This window comes from Serratia nematodiphila DZ0503SBS1, assembly GCF_000738675.1.
GTDB lineage: Bacteria > Pseudomonadota > Gammaproteobacteria > Enterobacterales > Enterobacteriaceae > Serratia > Serratia nematodiphila.
Map to the genome: position 1 here is coordinate 912,832 of NZ_JPUX01000001.1, position 16,526 is coordinate 929,357.

The following is a 16,526-nucleotide window of genomic DNA, read 5'->3' on the forward strand; positions in this document are numbered from 1 at the left end:
CCGCAGATTGCGCAGTAAAAAGGTGGCTCAGGCCACCTTTTTTTATGCCCGACGCCCCCGCAGGCGGGGGAAGCCCTTATACTCTCGGCAATGACAACAGAACGGGAGACGAACCCGTTCGAACCCCATCAGGCTGTAGAGGTTACGCATGGATATTTTACGTATTGGTTTGGTTTCCGTTTCCGACCGCGCTTCCGGCGGCGTTTACCAGGATAAAGGCATTCCGGCGCTGGAGGAGTGGCTGGCCGGCGCGCTGGCGACGCCGTTCAAGCTGGAAACACGGCTGATCCCCGATGAGCAGACGCAAATTGAACAGACGCTGTGCGAACTGGTGGACGAAATGGGCTGCCATCTGGTGCTGACCACCGGCGGCACCGGGCCGGCGCGCCGCGACGTCACCCCCGACGCCACGCTGGCGATCGCCGATCGCGTGATGCCCGGCTTCGGCGAGCAAATGCGTCAGATCAGCCTACACTATGTGCCAACGGCAATTCTTTCTCGCCAGGTGGGGGCGATCCGCAAACAGGCGCTGATCATCAACCTGCCCGGCCAACCGAAGTCGATCAAGGAAACGCTGGAAGGGGTAAAGGATGAGCAGGGCAATGCGGTGGTGCACGGCATCTTCGCCAGCGTGCCTTACTGCATTCAACTGCTCGACGGGCCTTACGTCGAAACGCACGCCGCGGTGGTAGCAGCATTTCGGCCAAAGAGCGCGCGTCGCGAGATAAACCTCTAAATTTCAGCAATCTGCGAGATCGGCTTCAGCCCGTCTGGTGTGAAAATAATTTGCCGCTATAGTAAGGATTCTTTTACAGAAAGCCTGCGGCTTTTATTTTTACAGCCTTTACCGACGGTGCCCTATGCCTCACGACACTAATCGCCGGCTGAACCGGCAAGACTACAAAACGCTGACGTTGGCCGCGTTGGGCGGCGCGCTGGAGTTTTACGACTTCATCATCTTCGTGTTCTTCGCCGCCGTGGTCGGCGATCTGTTCTTCCCGGCGGACATGCCGGAATGGCTGCGGCTGGTGCAAACCTTCGGCATCTTCGCCGCCGGCTATCTGGCCCGCCCGCTGGGCGGCATCGTGATGGCGCACTTCGGCGATCTGGTCGGCCGCAAAAAGATGTTTACCCTGAGCATTCTGCTGATGGCGTTGCCGACGCTGGCGATGGGCCTGCTGCCGACCTACGCCAGCATCGGCATCGCCGCGCCGCTGTTGCTGCTGCTGATGCGCGTGCTGCAGGGGGCGGCGATCGGCGGTGAGGTGCCGGGCGCCTGGGTCTTTGTCGCCGAACACGTGCCGCGCCGGCGCATCGGCTTCGCCTGCGGCACGCTGACCGCCGGGCTGACGGTGGGCATCCTGCTGGGCTCGGTGGTGGCGACGGTGATCAACACCACGCTCAGCCCGCAGAGCATTGCCGGCGGCGGCTGGCGCATTCCATTCCTGCTTGGCGGCATGTTCGGCCTGGTGGCGATGTACCTGCGCCGCTGGCTGCAGGAAACGCCGATCTTTATCGAGATGCAGGCGCGTAAAGCGCTGGCCGAAGAACTGCCGTTAAAATCGGTGGTGCTCAACCACAAACGGGAAGTGGCGGTGTCGATGCTGCTGACCTGGCTGCTCTCCGCCGGCATCGTGGTGGTGATCCTGATGACCCCGACCTATCTGCAAAAGCAGTTCGGCATCGCGCCGGCCTTGACGCTGCAGGCCAACAGCATCGCCACCATCATGTTGATCGCCGGCTGCATCGTCGCCGGTTTGTCGGCTGATCGCTTCGGCGCCAGCAAAACGCTGGTGGTCGGCAGTGTACTGCTGGCCGGCTGCAGCTGGCTGTTCTATCAGACGGTGGGCGTGCGCCCGGAAATGCTGTTCGCCTGTTATGCTCTGGTGGGGTTCAGCGTAGGCGTGGTGGGGGCCGTACCGTACGTGATGGTGCGGGCATTCCCGGCGGAAGTGCGGTTTACCGGTATCTCGTTCTCATATAACGTCTCGTACGCTATTTTTGGCGGTTTAACCCCTATTTTTGTGACATTGATCATGAAATTAACCCCGTTAGCGCCCGCTTACTATGTGTTGGCGCTGTCGCTCATCGGGCTGCTGCTCGGCTTCTACCTGCATCGTGACCTGAACAGCGAAGCCGGGGAGCGGCGAGCCGGCTCCTACAGCTAAAAAAAAGCCCTGCAGTGCAGGGCTTTTTCATCAGGGGTGGGCGATTACGCCGTGACCGGTGAGGCCGCGACGCGCGCCGGAGCCGGTTCGCCAATCGGCAGCACGGTGCGGCCGTATTGCTCGTTGAGTACTTCGGCCATCGCCAGGTAAATGGCGCTGGCGCCGCAGATAATCCCTTCATAGCCGGCGAAGGTCAGCAGCGTGTGGTTGCCGGTGATGTTGCCGACGGCCAGCAGGGCGAACAGCAGCGTCAGGCTGGCGAACACGAACTGCAGCACGCGGTTGGCGCCCAGGGTGCCGAAGAACATGAATAGGGTGAAGACGCCCCACAGCGCCAGGTAGATGCCCAGCACGTGGGCTTCGGTGGCCTCTGCCAGGCCCAGACGCGGCAGCAGCAGCAGGCCGACCAGGCTCAGCCAGAAGCTGCCGTAGGCGGTGAAGGCGGTCATGCCGAAGGTGTTGCCCTTCTTGTACTCCAGCAGACCGGCCAGGATCTGGGCCAGGCCACCGAAGAAAATCCCCATGCTGATGATGGCGGAGTTCAGTGGGAAAAAGCCCGCGTTGTGCAGGTTCAGCAAGACGGTGGTCATCCCGAAGCCCATCAGGCCGAGAGGGCCGGGATTCGCCAACTTGTTGGTGTGCATAAGTCCTCTGCGATAACAGAAAATTAACGGAAACAGCGAATTAAAATCATAAATGGTCTGAATGGCCAAAAAATCGAAGTTTTCCACCAGAGCGCGCGCATCATAATGATCCCCGCAACCGTAAACAATGATCTGAATGACGATAAAAAAGAAATTTTTTTCGCCTTGCCCCTTGATGCCGGGTTGGATGGCCCCATCTTATTTGCAACCGCAGCTGCTAACCGCGGGTCGCACTGAGATATCGGGCAGTTGAAAAGCAAAAAATCGCCCGCATATAGGTTAGCAACCTGACTGATTATGAATTTTTTAGTGGAGACGTTTAGATGGGCAAAATTATTGGTATCGACCTGGGTACGACCAACTCTTGCGTAGCAATTATGGATGGTGCCAAGGCACGCGTGCTGGAAAACGCCGAGGGCGACCGCACCACTCCTTCTATTATCGCATATACCCAGGACGGTGAAACTCTGGTTGGCCAGCCGGCTAAGCGTCAGGCAGTCACCAACCCTGAAAACACCCTGTTCGCCATCAAGCGCCTGATCGGTCGCCGCTTCCAGGATGAAGAAGCGCAGCGCGACAAAGCGATCATGCCGTACAAAATCGTCGAAGCCGACAACGGCGACGCCTGGCTGGAAGTAAAAGGCCAGAAAATGGCTCCGCCGCAGATCTCTGCGGAAGTGCTGAAAAAAATGAAGAAAACGGCGGAAGATTACCTGGGCGAACCGGTAACTGAAGCGGTTATCACCGTACCGGCTTACTTCAACGATGCCCAGCGTCAGGCGACCAAAGACGCCGGCCGTATCGCGGGTCTGGAAGTCAAGCGCATCATCAACGAACCGACCGCGGCGGCCCTGGCCTATGGCCTGGACAAAGAAGTCGGCAACCGCACCATCGCGGTTTATGACCTGGGCGGCGGTACTTTCGATATCTCCATCATCGAAATCGACGACGTTGACGGCGAAAAAACCTTTGAAGTGCTGGCGACCAACGGTGATACCCACCTGGGGGGCGAAGACTTCGACAGCCGTCTGATCAACTATCTGGTGGAAGAGTTCAAGAAAGATCAGGGCATCGATCTGCGCAACGATCCGCTGGCGATGCAGCGTCTGAAAGAAGCCGCTGAGAAAGCGAAGATCGAACTGTCTTCCGCTCAGCAGACCGACGTTAACCTGCCGTACATCACTGCAGACGCGACCGGTCCAAAACACATGAACATCAAAGTGACTCGCGCCAAACTCGAGTCGCTGGTTGAAGATCTGGTTGCGCGCTCTATCGAACCGCTGAAAGTGGCGCTGAAAGACGCTGGCCTGTCGGTTTCCGACATTCAGGACGTGATCCTGGTGGGCGGCCAGACCCGTATGCCAATGGTGCAGAAGAAAGTCGCAGACTTCTTCGGCAAAGAGCCGCGTAAAGACGTGAACCCGGACGAAGCGGTTGCCGTGGGCGCTGCGGTACAGGGCGGCGTGTTGGCCGGTGATGTGAAGGACGTTCTGCTGCTGGACGTGACCCCGCTGTCGCTGGGTATCGAAACCATGGGCAGCGTGATGACGCCGCTGATCACCAAAAACACCACGATCCCGACCAAGCACAGCCAGGTGTTCTCTACTGCGGAAGACAACCAGTCTGCGGTGACCATCCACGTGCTGCAGGGTGAGCGTAAGCGCGCCAGCGATAACAAATCTCTGGGCCAGTTCAACCTGGACGGCATCCAGGCGGCACCGCGCGGCATGGCGCAGATCGAAGTGACCTTCGATATCGATGCCGACGGCATCCTGCACGTGTCTGCCAAAGACAAGAACACCGGCCGTGAGCAGAAGATCACCATCAAGGCATCTTCTGGCCTGAACGAAGACGAAATCCAGAAAATGGTGCGCGACGCCGAGCTGAACGCTGAAGCGGACCGCAAGTTCGAAGAGCTGGTGCAGACGCGTAACCAGGCGGATCACCTGATCCACGGCACGCGTAAGCAGCTGGAAGAAGCGGGCGACAAACTGCCGGCGGAAGACAAAACGGCGATCGAAGCAGCGCTGAAAGATCTGGAAGCGGCGGTGAAAGGCGAAGATAAAGCCGAGATCGAAGCGAAGACCCAGGCGTTGGTGCAGGTTTCCGGCAAACTGCTGGAAATGGCTCAGGCGCAGCAGGCTCAGCAGGGTGCTGACGCCGGCGCGGACAACGCGGCGCAGAAAGACGACGACGTGGTTGACGCCGAGTTCGAAGAAGTTAAAGACAAAAAATAATCGCCCTTAAGCGGGCACGGGGCGGCCGAGGTGCCGCTCCCGGAAACCAGCACGGGCGTCGAGGCAACTCTGCGCCCGTGCACGCATGTTAAGGGTAAGCGAAAGAATGGCGAAGAAAGACTATTACGAGATTCTCGGCGTCAGCAAGACGGCGGATGAACGTGAGATCAAAAAGGCGTACAAACGCCTGGCGATGAAATACCATCCTGACCGCAACCAGGAACAAGACGCCGAAACCAAGTTTAAAGAAGTTAAAGAAGCTTACGAAGTTCTGACCGACGACCAGAAACGCGCGGCCTACGACCAGTATGGGCACGCAGCCTTTGAACAGGGCGGCATGGGCGGCGGTGGCTTTGGCGGCGGCGCCGACTTCAGCGATATCTTTGGCGACGTGTTTGGCGACATCTTCGGCGGAGGCCGCCGTCAGCGCGCCAGCCGCGGTTCCGATCTGCGCTATAACATGGAGCTGACCCTCGAGGAAGCGGTACGTGGCGTCACCAAAGAGATCCGCATCCCGACGCTGGAAGAGTGCGACGTCTGCCACGGCAGCGGCGCCAAACCGGGCAGCTCGCCGGTCACCTGTCCAACCTGTCACGGCCAGGGCCAGGTGCAGATGCGTCAGGGCTTCTTCACCGTGCAGCAGGCGTGTCCGCACTGCCATGGCCGCGGTCAGATCATCAAAGATCCGTGCAACAAGTGCCATGGCCACGGCCGGGTAGAAAAATCCAAGACGCTGTCGGTGAAAATTCCGGCCGGCGTCGATACCGGCGACCGCATTCGCCTGGCGGGTGAAGGTGAAGCCGGCGAACACGGCGCACCGGCGGGCGATCTGTACGTTCAGGTGCAGGTGAAGGCGCACCCGATCTTCGAGCGTGAAGGCAACAACCTGTACTGTGAAGTGCCGATCAACTTCGCCATGGCGGCGCTGGGCGGCGAGATTGAAGTGCCGACGCTGGACGGCCGGGTGAAACTGAAGGTGCCTTCGGAGACCCAAACCGGCAAGCTGTTCCGCATGCGCGGCAAGGGCGTGAAATCGGTGCGTGGCGGCAGCCAGGGCGACCTGCTGTGCCGCGTGGTGGTGGAAACCCCGGTCAATCTGAACGACAAGCAGAAGCAACTGCTGCGTGAGCTGGAAGAGAGCCTGGGTGGCCCGTCCGGCGACAAGAACAGCCCGCGTTCGAAGAGCTTCTTCGACGGGGTGAAAAAGTTCTTTGACGATCTGACTCGCTAACCTGCTGTTTCTGTTGGCTTATGTGCGAACCCCGGGCTTCTGTCCCGGGGTTTTTATTTGCGCGCCGAACCGCTAATTCCACAACGTAAATGTGACTTATTCGTGCTTTTTATCGGTTTTTTCGAGCTGTTTAGCATTTATAAACTTATTTTTTCGAACTAAAACGCCCTCTATACTCACTTCATGACTGTGGTTCGCAGGGCGCTGCGCCTTGCACAGATTTGGAGAGACGTATTGTGACCAACATCATTCGTCAATTTTTACGTCAGGAAGCCGCGGGCGGTATCATTCTGATCGCGGCGGCGATCGTCGCCCTGATCATGGCCAACACCCCGGCGCAGGGGATCTATCAGGCATTCCTTAACCTGCCGGTGATGGTGAAGGTCGCTTCGCTGGAGATCGCTAAACCGCTGCTGCTGTGGATCAACGACGGGCTGATGGCCATCTTCTTCCTGGTGGTGGGGCTGGAGGTCAAGCGCGAGCTGATGCAAGGCTCACTGTCCGGGCGTGACAAGGCGGTGTTTCCGGCGATCGCCGCACTGGGCGGCATGTTGGCGCCGGCGCTGATTTACCTGCTGTTCAACGGCGCGGATGACGTCACCCGCCAGGGCTGGGCGATCCCGGCCGCGACCGACATCGCCTTTGCGCTGGGCGTCATGGCGCTGCTGGGCAACCGCGTGCCGACCAGCCTGAAAGTGTTCCTGCTGGCGTTGGCGATCATCGACGACCTGGGCGTGATTATCATCATCGCGCTGTTCTACACCCACGAAGTGTCGATGGTGGCGCTGGGCGTGGCGGCGGCGGCGACGGCGCTGCTGGCGGTGATGAACTGGCGAGGCGTGGGCAAGACCTCGCTGTACATGATAGTCGGCCTGGTGCTGTGGGTGGCGATCCTCAAGTCGGGGGTGCATGCGACGCTGGCCGGGGTGATCGTCGGCTTTATGATCCCGCTGAACGTGAAGAAGGGGCCATCGCCGTCGGAGACGCTGGAGCATGAGCTGCACCCGTGGGTGGCGTTCATGATACTGCCGCTGTTCGCTTTCGCCAACGCCGGGGTCTCTTTGCAGGGCGTATCGCTGGAGGGATTGACCTCGCTGCTGCCGGTCGGGATTGCGGCCGGCCTGTTTATCGGCAAGCCGTTGGGGATTTTCCTCTTCAGCCTGCTGGCGGTGAAAATGGGCATCGCCCGTTTGCCTGAAGGCATCGGCTTCAAACAGGTGTTTGCCGTTTCGGTGCTTTGCGGCATTGGTTTCACCATGTCGATTTTTATCGCCTCGCTGGCGTTCGGCGATGCGGATGCGGCGCTCAGCACCTATTCCCGCCTGGGGATCCTGTTGGGCTCCACCACTGCGGCGGTGGTAGGGTATGGATTACTGCGTCTGGCGTTGCCGCGCGTGCGTTAATCCTGAATGTGCCCGGTAAGGGCACATAATAAAATGGCTGGTCGGAGCTGTACGGTATAAAATATGTGCAGCTTCGGCCGTTCTTCGTTGGGACTAATGGGGCTATACGTTGTCTGAAGCAGGGAAAGGAAGTTTGTCGCTCGTCACGGCACACCGTTTGCCGCTGCGAAACGTTGTTAAGGAGAGCCGCTCGTGAGGATGTCGCATATCAACTTTAATCACCTTTACTATTTCTGGCAGGTCTGCAAGGCCGGTTCCGTGGTCGGTGCCGCCGAAGCGTTGTTTCTGACGCCGCAGACCATCACCGGCCAGATCAAAGCGCTGGAAGAGCGGTTGGACGGCAAGCTGTTCAAACGCCAGGGGCGCGGGTTGGTGCCTTCGGAGCTGGGGCAGTTGGTGTTCCGCTATGCCGACAAGATGTTTATGCTCAGCCAGGAAATGCTGGATATCGTCAACTACCGCAAAGAGTCCAACCTGTTGTTCGACGTCGGCGTAGCGGACGCGCTGTCGAAGCGGCTGGTCAGCCAGGTATTGGAAACGGCGGTGGTGGTGGACAACGAGCAGATCCACCTGCGTTGCTTTGAATCGACGCACGAGATGCTGCTGGAGCAGCTCAGCCAGCACAAGCTGGATATGATCCTGTCGGATTGCCCGGTGGACTCCAGCCAGCAGGAAGGGCTGTTCTCGCTGAAGCTGGGCGAGTGCGGCATCAGCTTTTTCTGTCGCCAGCCGGCGCCGGAGCTGCCGTTCCCGGCTTGTCTGGAGCAGCGCAAGCTGCTGATCCCCGGCCGCCGTTCGATGCTGGGGCGCAAGCTGCTCAACTGGTTCAATACGCAGGGCATTCAGGTGGAAATTCTGGGCGAGTTCGACGATGCGGCGCTGATGAAGGCCTTTGGCATGTACCACAATGCGATCTTCGTGGCGCCGACGCTGTATGCGCAGGATACCTACAACGATGACAACGTGGTGGAGATTGGGCGCATTGACAGCGTGCAGGAGGAGTATTACATCATCTTCGCCGAGCGCATGATCCAGCATCCGGCGGTGCAGCGCGTCTGCAACAAAGACTTCTCGGCGCTGTTTTCCTGCTAGAGGTTCACTGAACGCAGGACGTAAAAAAACCGGCCTGAGCCGGTTTTTTTATCAAGCAGATAACGAAATGCTTATTGCATTGCGTTGATGCGTGCAGTCAGGTTTGACTTATGACGCGCTGCTTTGTTTTTGTGGATCAGGCCTTTAGCTGCCTGACGGTCCACCAGTGGCTGCATTACCAGGAATGCATTTTGTGCTGCTTCTTTGTCGCCAGCTGCGATAGCTGCGTCTACCTTCTTGATGAAGGTACGCACCATTGAGCGACGGCTTGCGTTATGCTTGCGGCGTTTCTCAGACTGTACGGCGCGTTTCTTAGCTGATTTGATATTAGCCAAGGTCCAACTCCCAAATATATTCTATTGAGGACAATTCAAAGGCCGAGGAATATGCCCTTTTAGCCTTCGTTTGTCAATGGATTTGTGCAAATAAGCGCCGTTTGTACAGGCGGCACTCGCTACGTTGTGATGGCGCAGGATTTTACCAGCTTCGCTCTTGGGAATACAGTGTTTCGCGAGAAAATTCGCCAATGATTTGCCGCGGCGGGCGCAAGCCGTTGGCCGCGGTCGAGAATCGGCCCGGCGGCGCCGGATAAACTGCGGTGAAGCCGTTTCACGCGCAGATTATCTCCGGTATGGTATGTCTATTACATAAAGGCACCAATCGCGGGTTAACCTTACCGGCTGTACAAGGTATAATCCGCCGATTTCCACTGTTTTGAGCCAGCTATGGAGCTAATTCGCGGCATTCACAATATCCGGGCGCGCCACCATGGTTGCGTGCTCACCATCGGCAACTTTGACGGCGTGCATCGCGGCCATCAGGCGCTGCTGGAGCAGTTGAAGCAACAAGGGCAACGCCTCGGGCTGCCGGTGATGGTCATGATCTTTGAGCCGCAGCCGCTGGAGATGTTCGCCGCAGACAAGGCGCCGGCCCGTTTGACGCGCCTGCGCGACAAGGCCAACTATCTGGCGCAGGCGGGCGTTGATTACCTGCTGTGCGTCAAGTTCGATCCGCGTTTCGCCGCCAACACCGCGCAGGCGTTCGTCGCCGAGCTGCTGGTGGAAAAACTGGGCGTCAAATTCCTCATGGTGGGGGATGATTTTCGCTTTGGCGCCGGGCGTCAGGGCGATTTTCCGCTATTGCAGCAGGCCGGAAAAGAGTACGGCTTCGACGTGGTCAGCACCCCGACCTTCCGCGAAGGCGAGCGGCGCATCAGCAGCACCGCGATCCGCACTGCGCTGAGCGAGGACGATCTGCCGCTGGCGGAGACCCTGCTGGGCCACCCGTACAGCATTTCCGGGCGCGTGGTGCACGGCGACGAGCTGGGGCGCACCATCGGCTTCCCGACCGCCAATTTGCCGCTCAAGCGTCTGGTGGCGCCGGTGAAAGGAGTGTATGCGGTGGAAGTGTACGGCCTGGGGCCGAAGCCGCTGCCGGGCGTGGCCAATATCGGCACGCGCCCGACCGTCGCCGGCGTGCGCCAGCAGCTGGAAGTGCATCTGCTGGATGTCACAATGGATCTTTACGGGCGCCATATTGAGGTGGTGCTCCGCGCAAAATTGCGCAATGAACAGCGGTTTGCTTCGCTCGATGCCCTGAAGCAGCAAATCGCCAATGATGTGGTGACGGCCCGGAAGTTCTTCGGGCTACAGACACCGGTTTAATCTCTATAGCCGAAAACGGAACCGAGAATCTAATGAGTGACTACAAGAATACCCTGAACTTGCCGGAAACAGGGTTCCCGATGCGCGGCGATCTCGCCAAGCGCGAACCTGGCATGCTGCAACGTTGGTATGAACAGGATCTGTACGGGATTATTCGTACTGCCAAAAAGGGCAAAAAAACCTTCATTTTGCATGACGGCCCTCCGTATGCGAACGGCAGCATTCACATTGGTCACTCGGTTAACAAGATTCTCAAAGACATTATCATCAAGTCGAAAGGGATGGCCGGCTTCGACTCGCCTTATGTGCCGGGTTGGGATTGCCACGGCCTGCCGATCGAACTGAAGGTTGAGCAACTGTACGGCAAGCCGGGCGAGAAGCTGACGGCGGCCGAGTTTCGCCAGAAGTGCCGCGAATACGCGGCCGAGCAGGTTGAAGGCCAGAAGAAGGACTTCATCCGTCTGGGCGTGTTGGGCGACTGGGATCGTCCATACCTGACCATGGACTTCAAAACCGAAGCCAACATCATCCGCGCGCTGGGCAAGATCATCAGCAACGGGCACCTGCTGAAAGGCGCCAAGCCGGTTCACTGGTGCACCGACTGCGGCTCGTCGCTGGCGGAAGCGGAAGTGGAGTATTACGACAAGACTTCGCCGTCGATCGACGTGTCCTTCCATGCGGCCGACGCGGCTGCCGTGGCGGCCAAGTTCGGCGTGAGCCACTTCAACGGCGCCATTTCGCTGGTTATCTGGACCACCACGCCGTGGACCTTGCCGGCCAACCGCGCGATCTCGCTGCACCCGGACTTCACCTATCAACTGGTGCAGGTTGACGGCCAGTGCCTGATCCTGGCGGCCGAACTGGTGGAAAGCGTGATGAAACGCGCCGGCATCACCGAGTGGACGGTGCTGGGCAGCTGCAAAGGTGCCGATCTGGAGCTGTTGCGCTTCAAACACCCGTTCATGGACTTCGACGTGCCGGCGATCCTCGGCGAGCACGTGACGCTGGACGCCGGTACCGGTGCGGTGCATACCGCGCCGGGCCACGGCCCGGACGACTTCGTGATCGGCCAGAAATACGGCCTGGAAGTGGCCAACCCGGTAGGGCCGAACGGCTGCTACCTGACCGGCACCTACCCGCTGCTGGACGGCAAGTTCGTCTTCAAGGCCAACGATCTGATCGTCGATCTGCTGCGTGACAAAGGCGCGCTGCTGCACGTCGAGAAGTTCCTGCACAGCTATCCGTGCTGCTGGCGCCACAAGACGCCGATCATCTTCCGCGCCACGCCGCAATGGTTCATCAGCATGGATCAGAAAGGCCTGCGTCAGCAGTCGCTGGAAGAGATCAAGGGCGTGCAGTGGATCCCGGATTGGGGCCAGGCGCGCATCGAAATGATGGTGGCCAACCGCCCGGACTGGTGCATCTCGCGTCAGCGCACCTGGGGCGTGCCGATGTCGCTGTTCGTGCATAAAGAGACCGAGCAGCTGCACCCGCGCAGCGTTGAGCTGATGGAAGAAGTGGCCAAGCGCGTCGAGCAAGACGGCATTCAGGCCTGGTGGGATCTGGACGCGGCCGACATCCTCGGCGCGGAAGCCGCCGACTACGTGAAAGTGCCGGATACGCTGGACGTGTGGTTCGATTCCGGTTCCACCCACGCCTCGGTTGTCGACGTGCGCCCTGAGTTTAACGGCCACGGCGCCGACATGTATCTGGAAGGCTCCGACCAACACCGCGGCTGGTTCATGTCATCGCTGATGATTTCCACCGCGATGAAGGGCAAGGCGCCGTACAAGGAAGTGCTGACCCACGGCTTCACCGTCGACGGCCAGGGCCGCAAGATGTCCAAGTCGATCGGCAATACCGTCAGCCCGCAGGACGTGATGAACAAGCTGGGCGGCGACATTCTGCGTCTGTGGGTGGCGTCGACCGATTACACCGGCGAGATCGCGGTGTCCGACGAGATCCTCAAGCGTTCCGCCGACGCTTACCGCCGCATCCGCAACACCGCGCGCTTCCTGCTGGCCAACCTGAACGGGTTTGAGCCAAGCACCGATTGCGTGGCGCCGGAAGACATGGTGGTGCTGGATCGCTGGGCGGTCGGCCGCGCGCTGGCGGCGCAGCAGGATATCGAGCAGGCTTACGCCAACTACGATTTCCACGAAGTGGTGCAGCGCCTGATGCAGTTCTGCTCGGTCGAGATGGGCTCCTTCTACCTGGATATCATCAAGGATCGTCAGTACACCGCCAAGAGCGACAGCGTCGCTCGCCGCAGCTGCCAGACCGCGCTGTATCACATCGTCGAAGCGCTGGTGCGCTGGATGGCGCCTATCATGTCGTTCACCGCAGACGAGATCTGGGGCTTCATGCCGGGCAAACGCGCGCAGTACGTGTTCACTGAAGAGTGGTACGACGGTCTGTTCGGGCTGGCGGAAGGCGAGCCGATGAACGACGCTTTCTGGGCTGAGCTGCTGAAAGTGCGCGGTGAAGTGAACAAGGTGCTGGAGCAGGCGCGTGCCGACAAACGCCTCGGCGGTTCGCTGGAAGCGGCGGTGACGCTGTATGCCGACAGCGAGTTGGCGGCGCGTCTGAACAGCCTGCAGGATGAGCTGCGCTTTGTGTTGTTGACCTCTGCGGCAAGCGTTGCGCCATTGGCGGAGGCGCCGGCCGACGCGCAGGCCTCCGAGCTGCTGAAAGGGCTGAAGATCGCCTTCAGCACGGCGCCAGGTGAGAAGTGCCCGCGCTGCTGGCATTACACCACCGATATCGGCCTGGTGGCGGAGCATGCAGACATCTGCGGCCGCTGTGTGAGCAACGTCGCCGGTGACGGCGAGAAGCGTAACTTTGCCTGAGAACTTGCGCCTGATGAGTAAACCAATTTGTTCGACCGGCCTGCGTTGGCTGTGGGTTGTAGTGGCGGTGCTGGCGCTGGATTTCGGCAGCAAACAGTGGATCCTCGCTAACTTTACGCTGGGCCAGTCCCAGCCGTTGATCCCGTCGTTCAACCTGTTTTACGCGCGCAACTACGGCGCCGCGTTCAGCTTCCTGGCCGACCATGGCGGTTGGCAGCGTTGGTTCTTTGCCGGCATCGCCATCGCCATCGTCGCGGTGCTGCTGGTGATGATGTACCGCAGCACCGCGCAGCAGAAGCTGAACAACATCGCCTACGCCTTTATTATCGGCGGGGCGTTGGGCAACCTGTTCGATCGCCTGTGGCACGGTTTCGTGGTCGACTTCATCGACTTCTACGTCGGTGATTGGCACTACCCGACCTTCAATCTGGCGGACAGCTTTATCTGCGTGGGTGCGGCGATGATCGTGCTGGAAGGTTTCCTGTCGCCGGCGAGCAAAGGCGCAAAGAGTAAAGGTGAGTAATATGACGGCTCAGGTTATCAGTGACAGCGCGGTGCTGGTTCACTTTACGCTGAAACTGGAAGACGGTTCGACCGCCGAATCCACCCGCAGCAGCGGCAAACCGGCGCTGTTCCGTCTGGGTGACGGCAGCCTGTCGGCGCCGCTGGAAGAGCAACTGCTCGGCCTGCGCGCGGGCGACAAGTGCGCCTTTACCCTGCAGCCGGAAGCGGCGTTCGGCGCGGAGAACCCGGATCTGGTTCAGTTCTTCTCGCGCCGCGACTTCGCGGAAACCGGCGTACCGGACGTGGGCACCATCATGCTGTTTACCGCCATCGACGGCAGTGAAATGCCGGGCGTGGTGCGCGCGGTGGCGGAGGATTCGATCACCGTCGATTTCAACCATCCGCTGGCGGGCCATCCGGTGACCTTCGACATCGAAGTGCTGGAGATTGATCCGCAGCAGGAGGAGACGCATGCAAATATTGCTGGCTAACCCGCGCGGCTTCTGCGCCGGGGTTGATCGTGCGATCAGCATCGTGGAACGTGCGCTGGAGCTGTACGGTGCGCCGATCTACGTGCGACATGAAGTGGTGCACAACCGCTACGTGGTCGACAGCCTGCGTGAGCGCGGCGCCGTGTTTATCGAAGAGATCGCCGAAGTGCCGGACGGCTCTATCCTGATCTTTTCGGCGCACGGCGTTTCTCAGGCGGTGCGCGCCGAAGCCAAGGCGCGCGATCTGACCATGCTGTTCGACGCCACCTGTCCGCTGGTGACCAAGGTGCATATGGAAGTGGCGCGCGCCAGCCGCCGCGGCACCGAAGCGATTCTGATCGGTCACGCCGGGCACCCGGAGGTGGAAGGCACCATGGGCCAGTACAGCAACCCGCAGGGCGGCATGTACCTGGTCGAGTCGCCGGAAGACGTGTGGAAGCTGCAGGTGAAAGACGAAAACAACCTGTGCTTCATGACGCAGACCACGCTGTCGGTGGATGATACCTCGGACGTGATCGACGCGCTGCGTCAGCGTTTCCCGAATATTATCGGTCCGCGCAAGGATGACATTTGCTACGCCACCACCAACCGTCAGGAAGCGGTGCGCAACCTGGCTGGCGATGCGGACGTGGTGCTGGTGGTGGGGTCGAAGAACTCCTCCAACTCTAACCGTCTGGCGGAACTGGCGCAGCGCGTCGGCAAACCGGCTTATCTGATCGATTCGGCGGCGGATATTCAGGAAAGCTGGCTGAGCGAAGCGCGCAATATCGGCGTTACCGCCGGCGCCTCGGCACCGGATGTGCTGGTGCAGGAGGTGATCTCCCGCCTGAAAGCGCTGGGCGGCCTGGACGTGCATGAAATCAGCGGGCGTGAAGAGAACATCGTGTTCGAAGTGCCGAAAGAGCTACGCGTGGACGTCCGTCAGATTGACTGAGGTGCGTGAGTGAATGACAACGGGGAGCTTAGGCTTCCCGTTTTTTTTTGGAATGCCAACGGCATTAAAAATAAAATGCTGAGTATATTCAAATTTTCTGCTAACTAAAGTCAAATTTATTCTGAGTATTTGAAGTAGCGGTGGCGTCATTAAATATATAGGCTGAATGAAGTCATTAAATAGAATATCATTAGGCTGCAATCTAAATAGGGCCTGGTGTCGTCAACGTGATTACAATAATTACAATAGTAGTCTTGCAGATGTTTCTTATTTTATTCTTGTCGAATCTGTTCTAGGTCGTTTAATCCTCTCTCCTTTAAATAGAGCTTCATATGCTCCAGCAATCGCCGGACTTTTAATGGCTGGATCTCCCGTCGCGGCATAATGGCATAGCAATTAATTTCCGGTAATCGCCAGTCGGGCAATATTTCAATCAGCTCGCCGCTGCGCAACTCTCGCTCGACGTTGGCGAAGAAATTGCGAATGATGCCTTTGCCGGTCAGCGCCAGCTCCTTCATCGCCATGCCGCTGTTGGTGAACAGTCGCCCGGTCATGCGCATGCGGTGCTCGCCGCCGTCGCGATGGATCAGGCGAACAAACTGCGGATTGCCGAGCGGCGTAAAGGTGACCCAATGATGATGGGTCAGCGCCTGCGGCGAATCCGGCACCCCGTGGTGTGCCAGGTAGGCCGGGGAAGCGCACAGCACTTCGCGGCAGCGCGCCAGCCGCGTTGAGACGTAGCTGGAGTCAGCCAGCGCGCCGCCGCGTATTGCCAGATCGATGCGTTGCGCGATGAGGTCTATTCTCTCATCGTGGATTTCCAACCGCAGCGTGATGCGCGGGTGTTCGTCGAGGAAGCTCTGCAGCGCCGGCACCAGATAATGGGTGGCGAATTCGGTCGAGGTGGCGACGCGCAGTTCACCGACCAGCTCGCCGCGCAGCGCGGCGATCCGCTGTTGCCCGCGCTCGGCGGCGTGGATCATCAGCAGACAATCTTCATAAAAGCACAATCCGGCTTCGGTCAGGCTCAATGAGCGCGTCGATCGCAACAGTAATTGAATGCCCAGATGTTCCTCCAGCTGGCGAATATGCTGGCTGACGGCCGATGTCGTCATGCCCAATTCTTTTGCCGCCATGCTGAATGCGCCACAATCGACCACTTTTGAGAAAATGGCCATGCGTTTTAAAATATTGCTCATAGTTTGTTAAGCACAACTTAACCTAGATTGTGAGTTATACGGGCTAATAATATAGCACCATCTTTCCTATATTGCCTGAAGCATATAAACGACGGGCTGATTATTATTTT

General features: G+C 59.1%; 14 protein-coding genes. 11 read left to right on the forward strand and 3 right to left on the reverse strand.

Features of this window, described 5'->3' with window-relative positions; genetic code table 11:
- Window positions 1-148: 148 nt before the first annotated feature.
- The gene (mog, locus tag JL05_RS04185; protein WP_015376607.1) at window positions 149-736 is read left to right on the forward strand and encodes a molybdopterin adenylyltransferase; all 588 of its coding nucleotides are present in this window, start codon (window positions 149-151) and stop codon (window positions 734-736) included.
- 124 nt (window positions 737-860) lie between these two features.
- The gene (locus JL05_RS04190) at window positions 861-2,168 is read left to right on the forward strand and encodes an MFS transporter (protein WP_033631757.1); all 1,308 of its coding nucleotides are present in this window, start codon (window positions 861-863) and stop codon (window positions 2,166-2,168) included.
- Window positions 2,169-2,212: 44 nt separating this feature from the next.
- Here the strand turns inward: JL05_RS04190 and satP are convergent, their stop codons facing one another.
- Window positions 2,213-2,812: an acetate uptake transporter gene (satP, locus tag JL05_RS04195; RefSeq protein ID WP_015376609.1), complete on the reverse strand. Its 600-nt coding sequence runs from the start codon at window positions 2,810-2,812 to the stop codon at window positions 2,213-2,215.
- Window positions 2,813-3,135: 323 nt separating this feature from the next.
- Here satP and dnaK point away from each other — a divergent pair, with 323 nt between their 5' ends.
- From dnaK to nhaR, 4 genes are all read left to right on the forward strand, one after another.
- Entirely contained in the window at window positions 3,136-5,049 is a 1,914-nt protein-coding gene (gene dnaK, locus JL05_RS04200) for a molecular chaperone DnaK (protein ID WP_004932972.1), read from the forward strand.
- 106 nt (window positions 5,050-5,155) lie between these two features.
- Window positions 5,156-6,280, forward strand: a complete 1,125-nt coding sequence (gene dnaJ / locus JL05_RS04205) for a molecular chaperone DnaJ (protein ID WP_004932969.1) — start codon at window positions 5,156-5,158, stop codon at window positions 6,278-6,280.
- Between the two features lie 236 nt (window positions 6,281-6,516).
- Window positions 6,517-7,683: a Na+/H+ antiporter NhaA gene (gene nhaA / locus JL05_RS04210; protein ID WP_033631758.1), complete on the forward strand. Its 1,167-nt coding sequence runs from the start codon at window positions 6,517-6,519 to the stop codon at window positions 7,681-7,683.
- A 192-nt stretch (window positions 7,684-7,875) separates the two neighbouring features.
- Complete coding sequence (gene nhaR / locus JL05_RS04215; protein ID WP_004932962.1) at window positions 7,876-8,775, forward strand: transcriptional activator NhaR; 900 nt, start codon at window positions 7,876-7,878, stop codon at window positions 8,773-8,775.
- Window positions 8,776-8,846: 71 nt separating this feature from the next.
- On the opposite strand, the gene rpsT is transcribed toward nhaR, so the two are convergent.
- On the reverse strand, window positions 8,847-9,110 hold the full coding sequence (gene rpsT, locus JL05_RS04220; protein WP_004932960.1) for a 30S ribosomal protein S20: 264 nt from the start codon (window positions 9,108-9,110) through the stop codon (window positions 8,847-8,849).
- 390 nt (window positions 9,111-9,500) lie between these two features.
- On the opposite strand from rpsT, the gene ribF reads away from it, so the two are divergent.
- From ribF to ispH, 5 genes are read left to right on the forward strand one after another with little or no spacing between them, the layout of a single operon-like run.
- Window positions 9,501-10,439 (forward strand): bifunctional riboflavin kinase/FAD synthetase, encoded by a 939-nt coding sequence (gene ribF, locus JL05_RS04225; RefSeq protein WP_004932957.1) that lies wholly within the window; start codon window positions 9,501-9,503, stop codon window positions 10,437-10,439.
- A 32-nt stretch (window positions 10,440-10,471) separates the two neighbouring features.
- Entirely contained in the window at window positions 10,472-13,288 is a 2,817-nt protein-coding gene (gene ileS / locus JL05_RS04230) for an isoleucine--tRNA ligase (protein WP_033631759.1), read from the forward strand.
- A gap of 13 nt (window positions 13,289-13,301) precedes the next feature.
- Complete coding sequence (gene lspA, locus JL05_RS04235) at window positions 13,302-13,811, forward strand: signal peptidase II (protein WP_004932951.1); 510 nt, start codon at window positions 13,302-13,304, stop codon at window positions 13,809-13,811.
- 1 nt (window position 13,812) lies between these two features.
- Window positions 13,813-14,283, forward strand: a complete 471-nt coding sequence (fkpB, locus tag JL05_RS04240; RefSeq protein WP_004932949.1) for an FKBP-type peptidyl-prolyl cis-trans isomerase — start codon at window positions 13,813-13,815, stop codon at window positions 14,281-14,283.
- Window positions 14,264-15,217 (forward strand): 4-hydroxy-3-methylbut-2-enyl diphosphate reductase, encoded by a 954-nt coding sequence (gene ispH / locus JL05_RS04245; RefSeq protein WP_016929134.1) that lies wholly within the window; start codon window positions 14,264-14,266, stop codon window positions 15,215-15,217. Before fkpB ends, ispH begins: the two co-directional genes overlap by 20 nt.
- A gap of 272 nt (window positions 15,218-15,489) precedes the next feature.
- On the opposite strand, the gene JL05_RS04250 is transcribed toward ispH, so the two are convergent.
- On the reverse strand, window positions 15,490-16,416 hold the full coding sequence (locus tag JL05_RS04250; protein ID WP_033631760.1) for a LysR family transcriptional regulator: 927 nt from the start codon (window positions 16,414-16,416) through the stop codon (window positions 15,490-15,492).
- Between the last annotated feature and the right edge of the window lie 110 nt (window positions 16,417-16,526).

Bases quoted from the DNA above. Each gene is read 5' to 3' on its own strand.
- ribF (WP_004932957.1), top strand. From the start codon at position 9,501: ATGGAGCTAATTCGCGGCATTCACAATATCCGGGCGCGCCACCATGGT.
- mog (WP_015376607.1), top strand. From the start codon at position 149: ATGGATATTTTACGTATTGGTTTGGTTTCCGTTTCCGACCGCGCTTCC.
- ileS (WP_033631759.1), top strand. From the start codon at position 10,472: ATGAGTGACTACAAGAATACCCTGAACTTGCCGGAAACAGGGTTCCCG.
- satP (WP_015376609.1), bottom strand. From the start codon at position 2,812: ATGCACACCAACAAGTTGGCGAATCCCGGCCCTCTCGGCCTGATGGGC.
- dnaK (WP_004932972.1), top strand. From the start codon at position 3,136: ATGGGCAAAATTATTGGTATCGACCTGGGTACGACCAACTCTTGCGTA.
- fkpB (WP_004932949.1), top strand. From the start codon at position 13,813: ATGACGGCTCAGGTTATCAGTGACAGCGCGGTGCTGGTTCACTTTACG.
- JL05_RS04250 (WP_033631760.1), bottom strand. From the start codon at position 16,416: ATGAGCAATATTTTAAAACGCATGGCCATTTTCTCAAAAGTGGTCGAT.
- JL05_RS04190 (WP_033631757.1), top strand. From the start codon at position 861: ATGCCTCACGACACTAATCGCCGGCTGAACCGGCAAGACTACAAAACG.
- ispH (WP_016929134.1), top strand. From the start codon at position 14,264: ATGCAAATATTGCTGGCTAACCCGCGCGGCTTCTGCGCCGGGGTTGAT.
- dnaJ (WP_004932969.1), top strand. From the start codon at position 5,156: ATGGCGAAGAAAGACTATTACGAGATTCTCGGCGTCAGCAAGACGGCG.
- lspA (WP_004932951.1), top strand. From the start codon at position 13,302: ATGAGTAAACCAATTTGTTCGACCGGCCTGCGTTGGCTGTGGGTTGTA.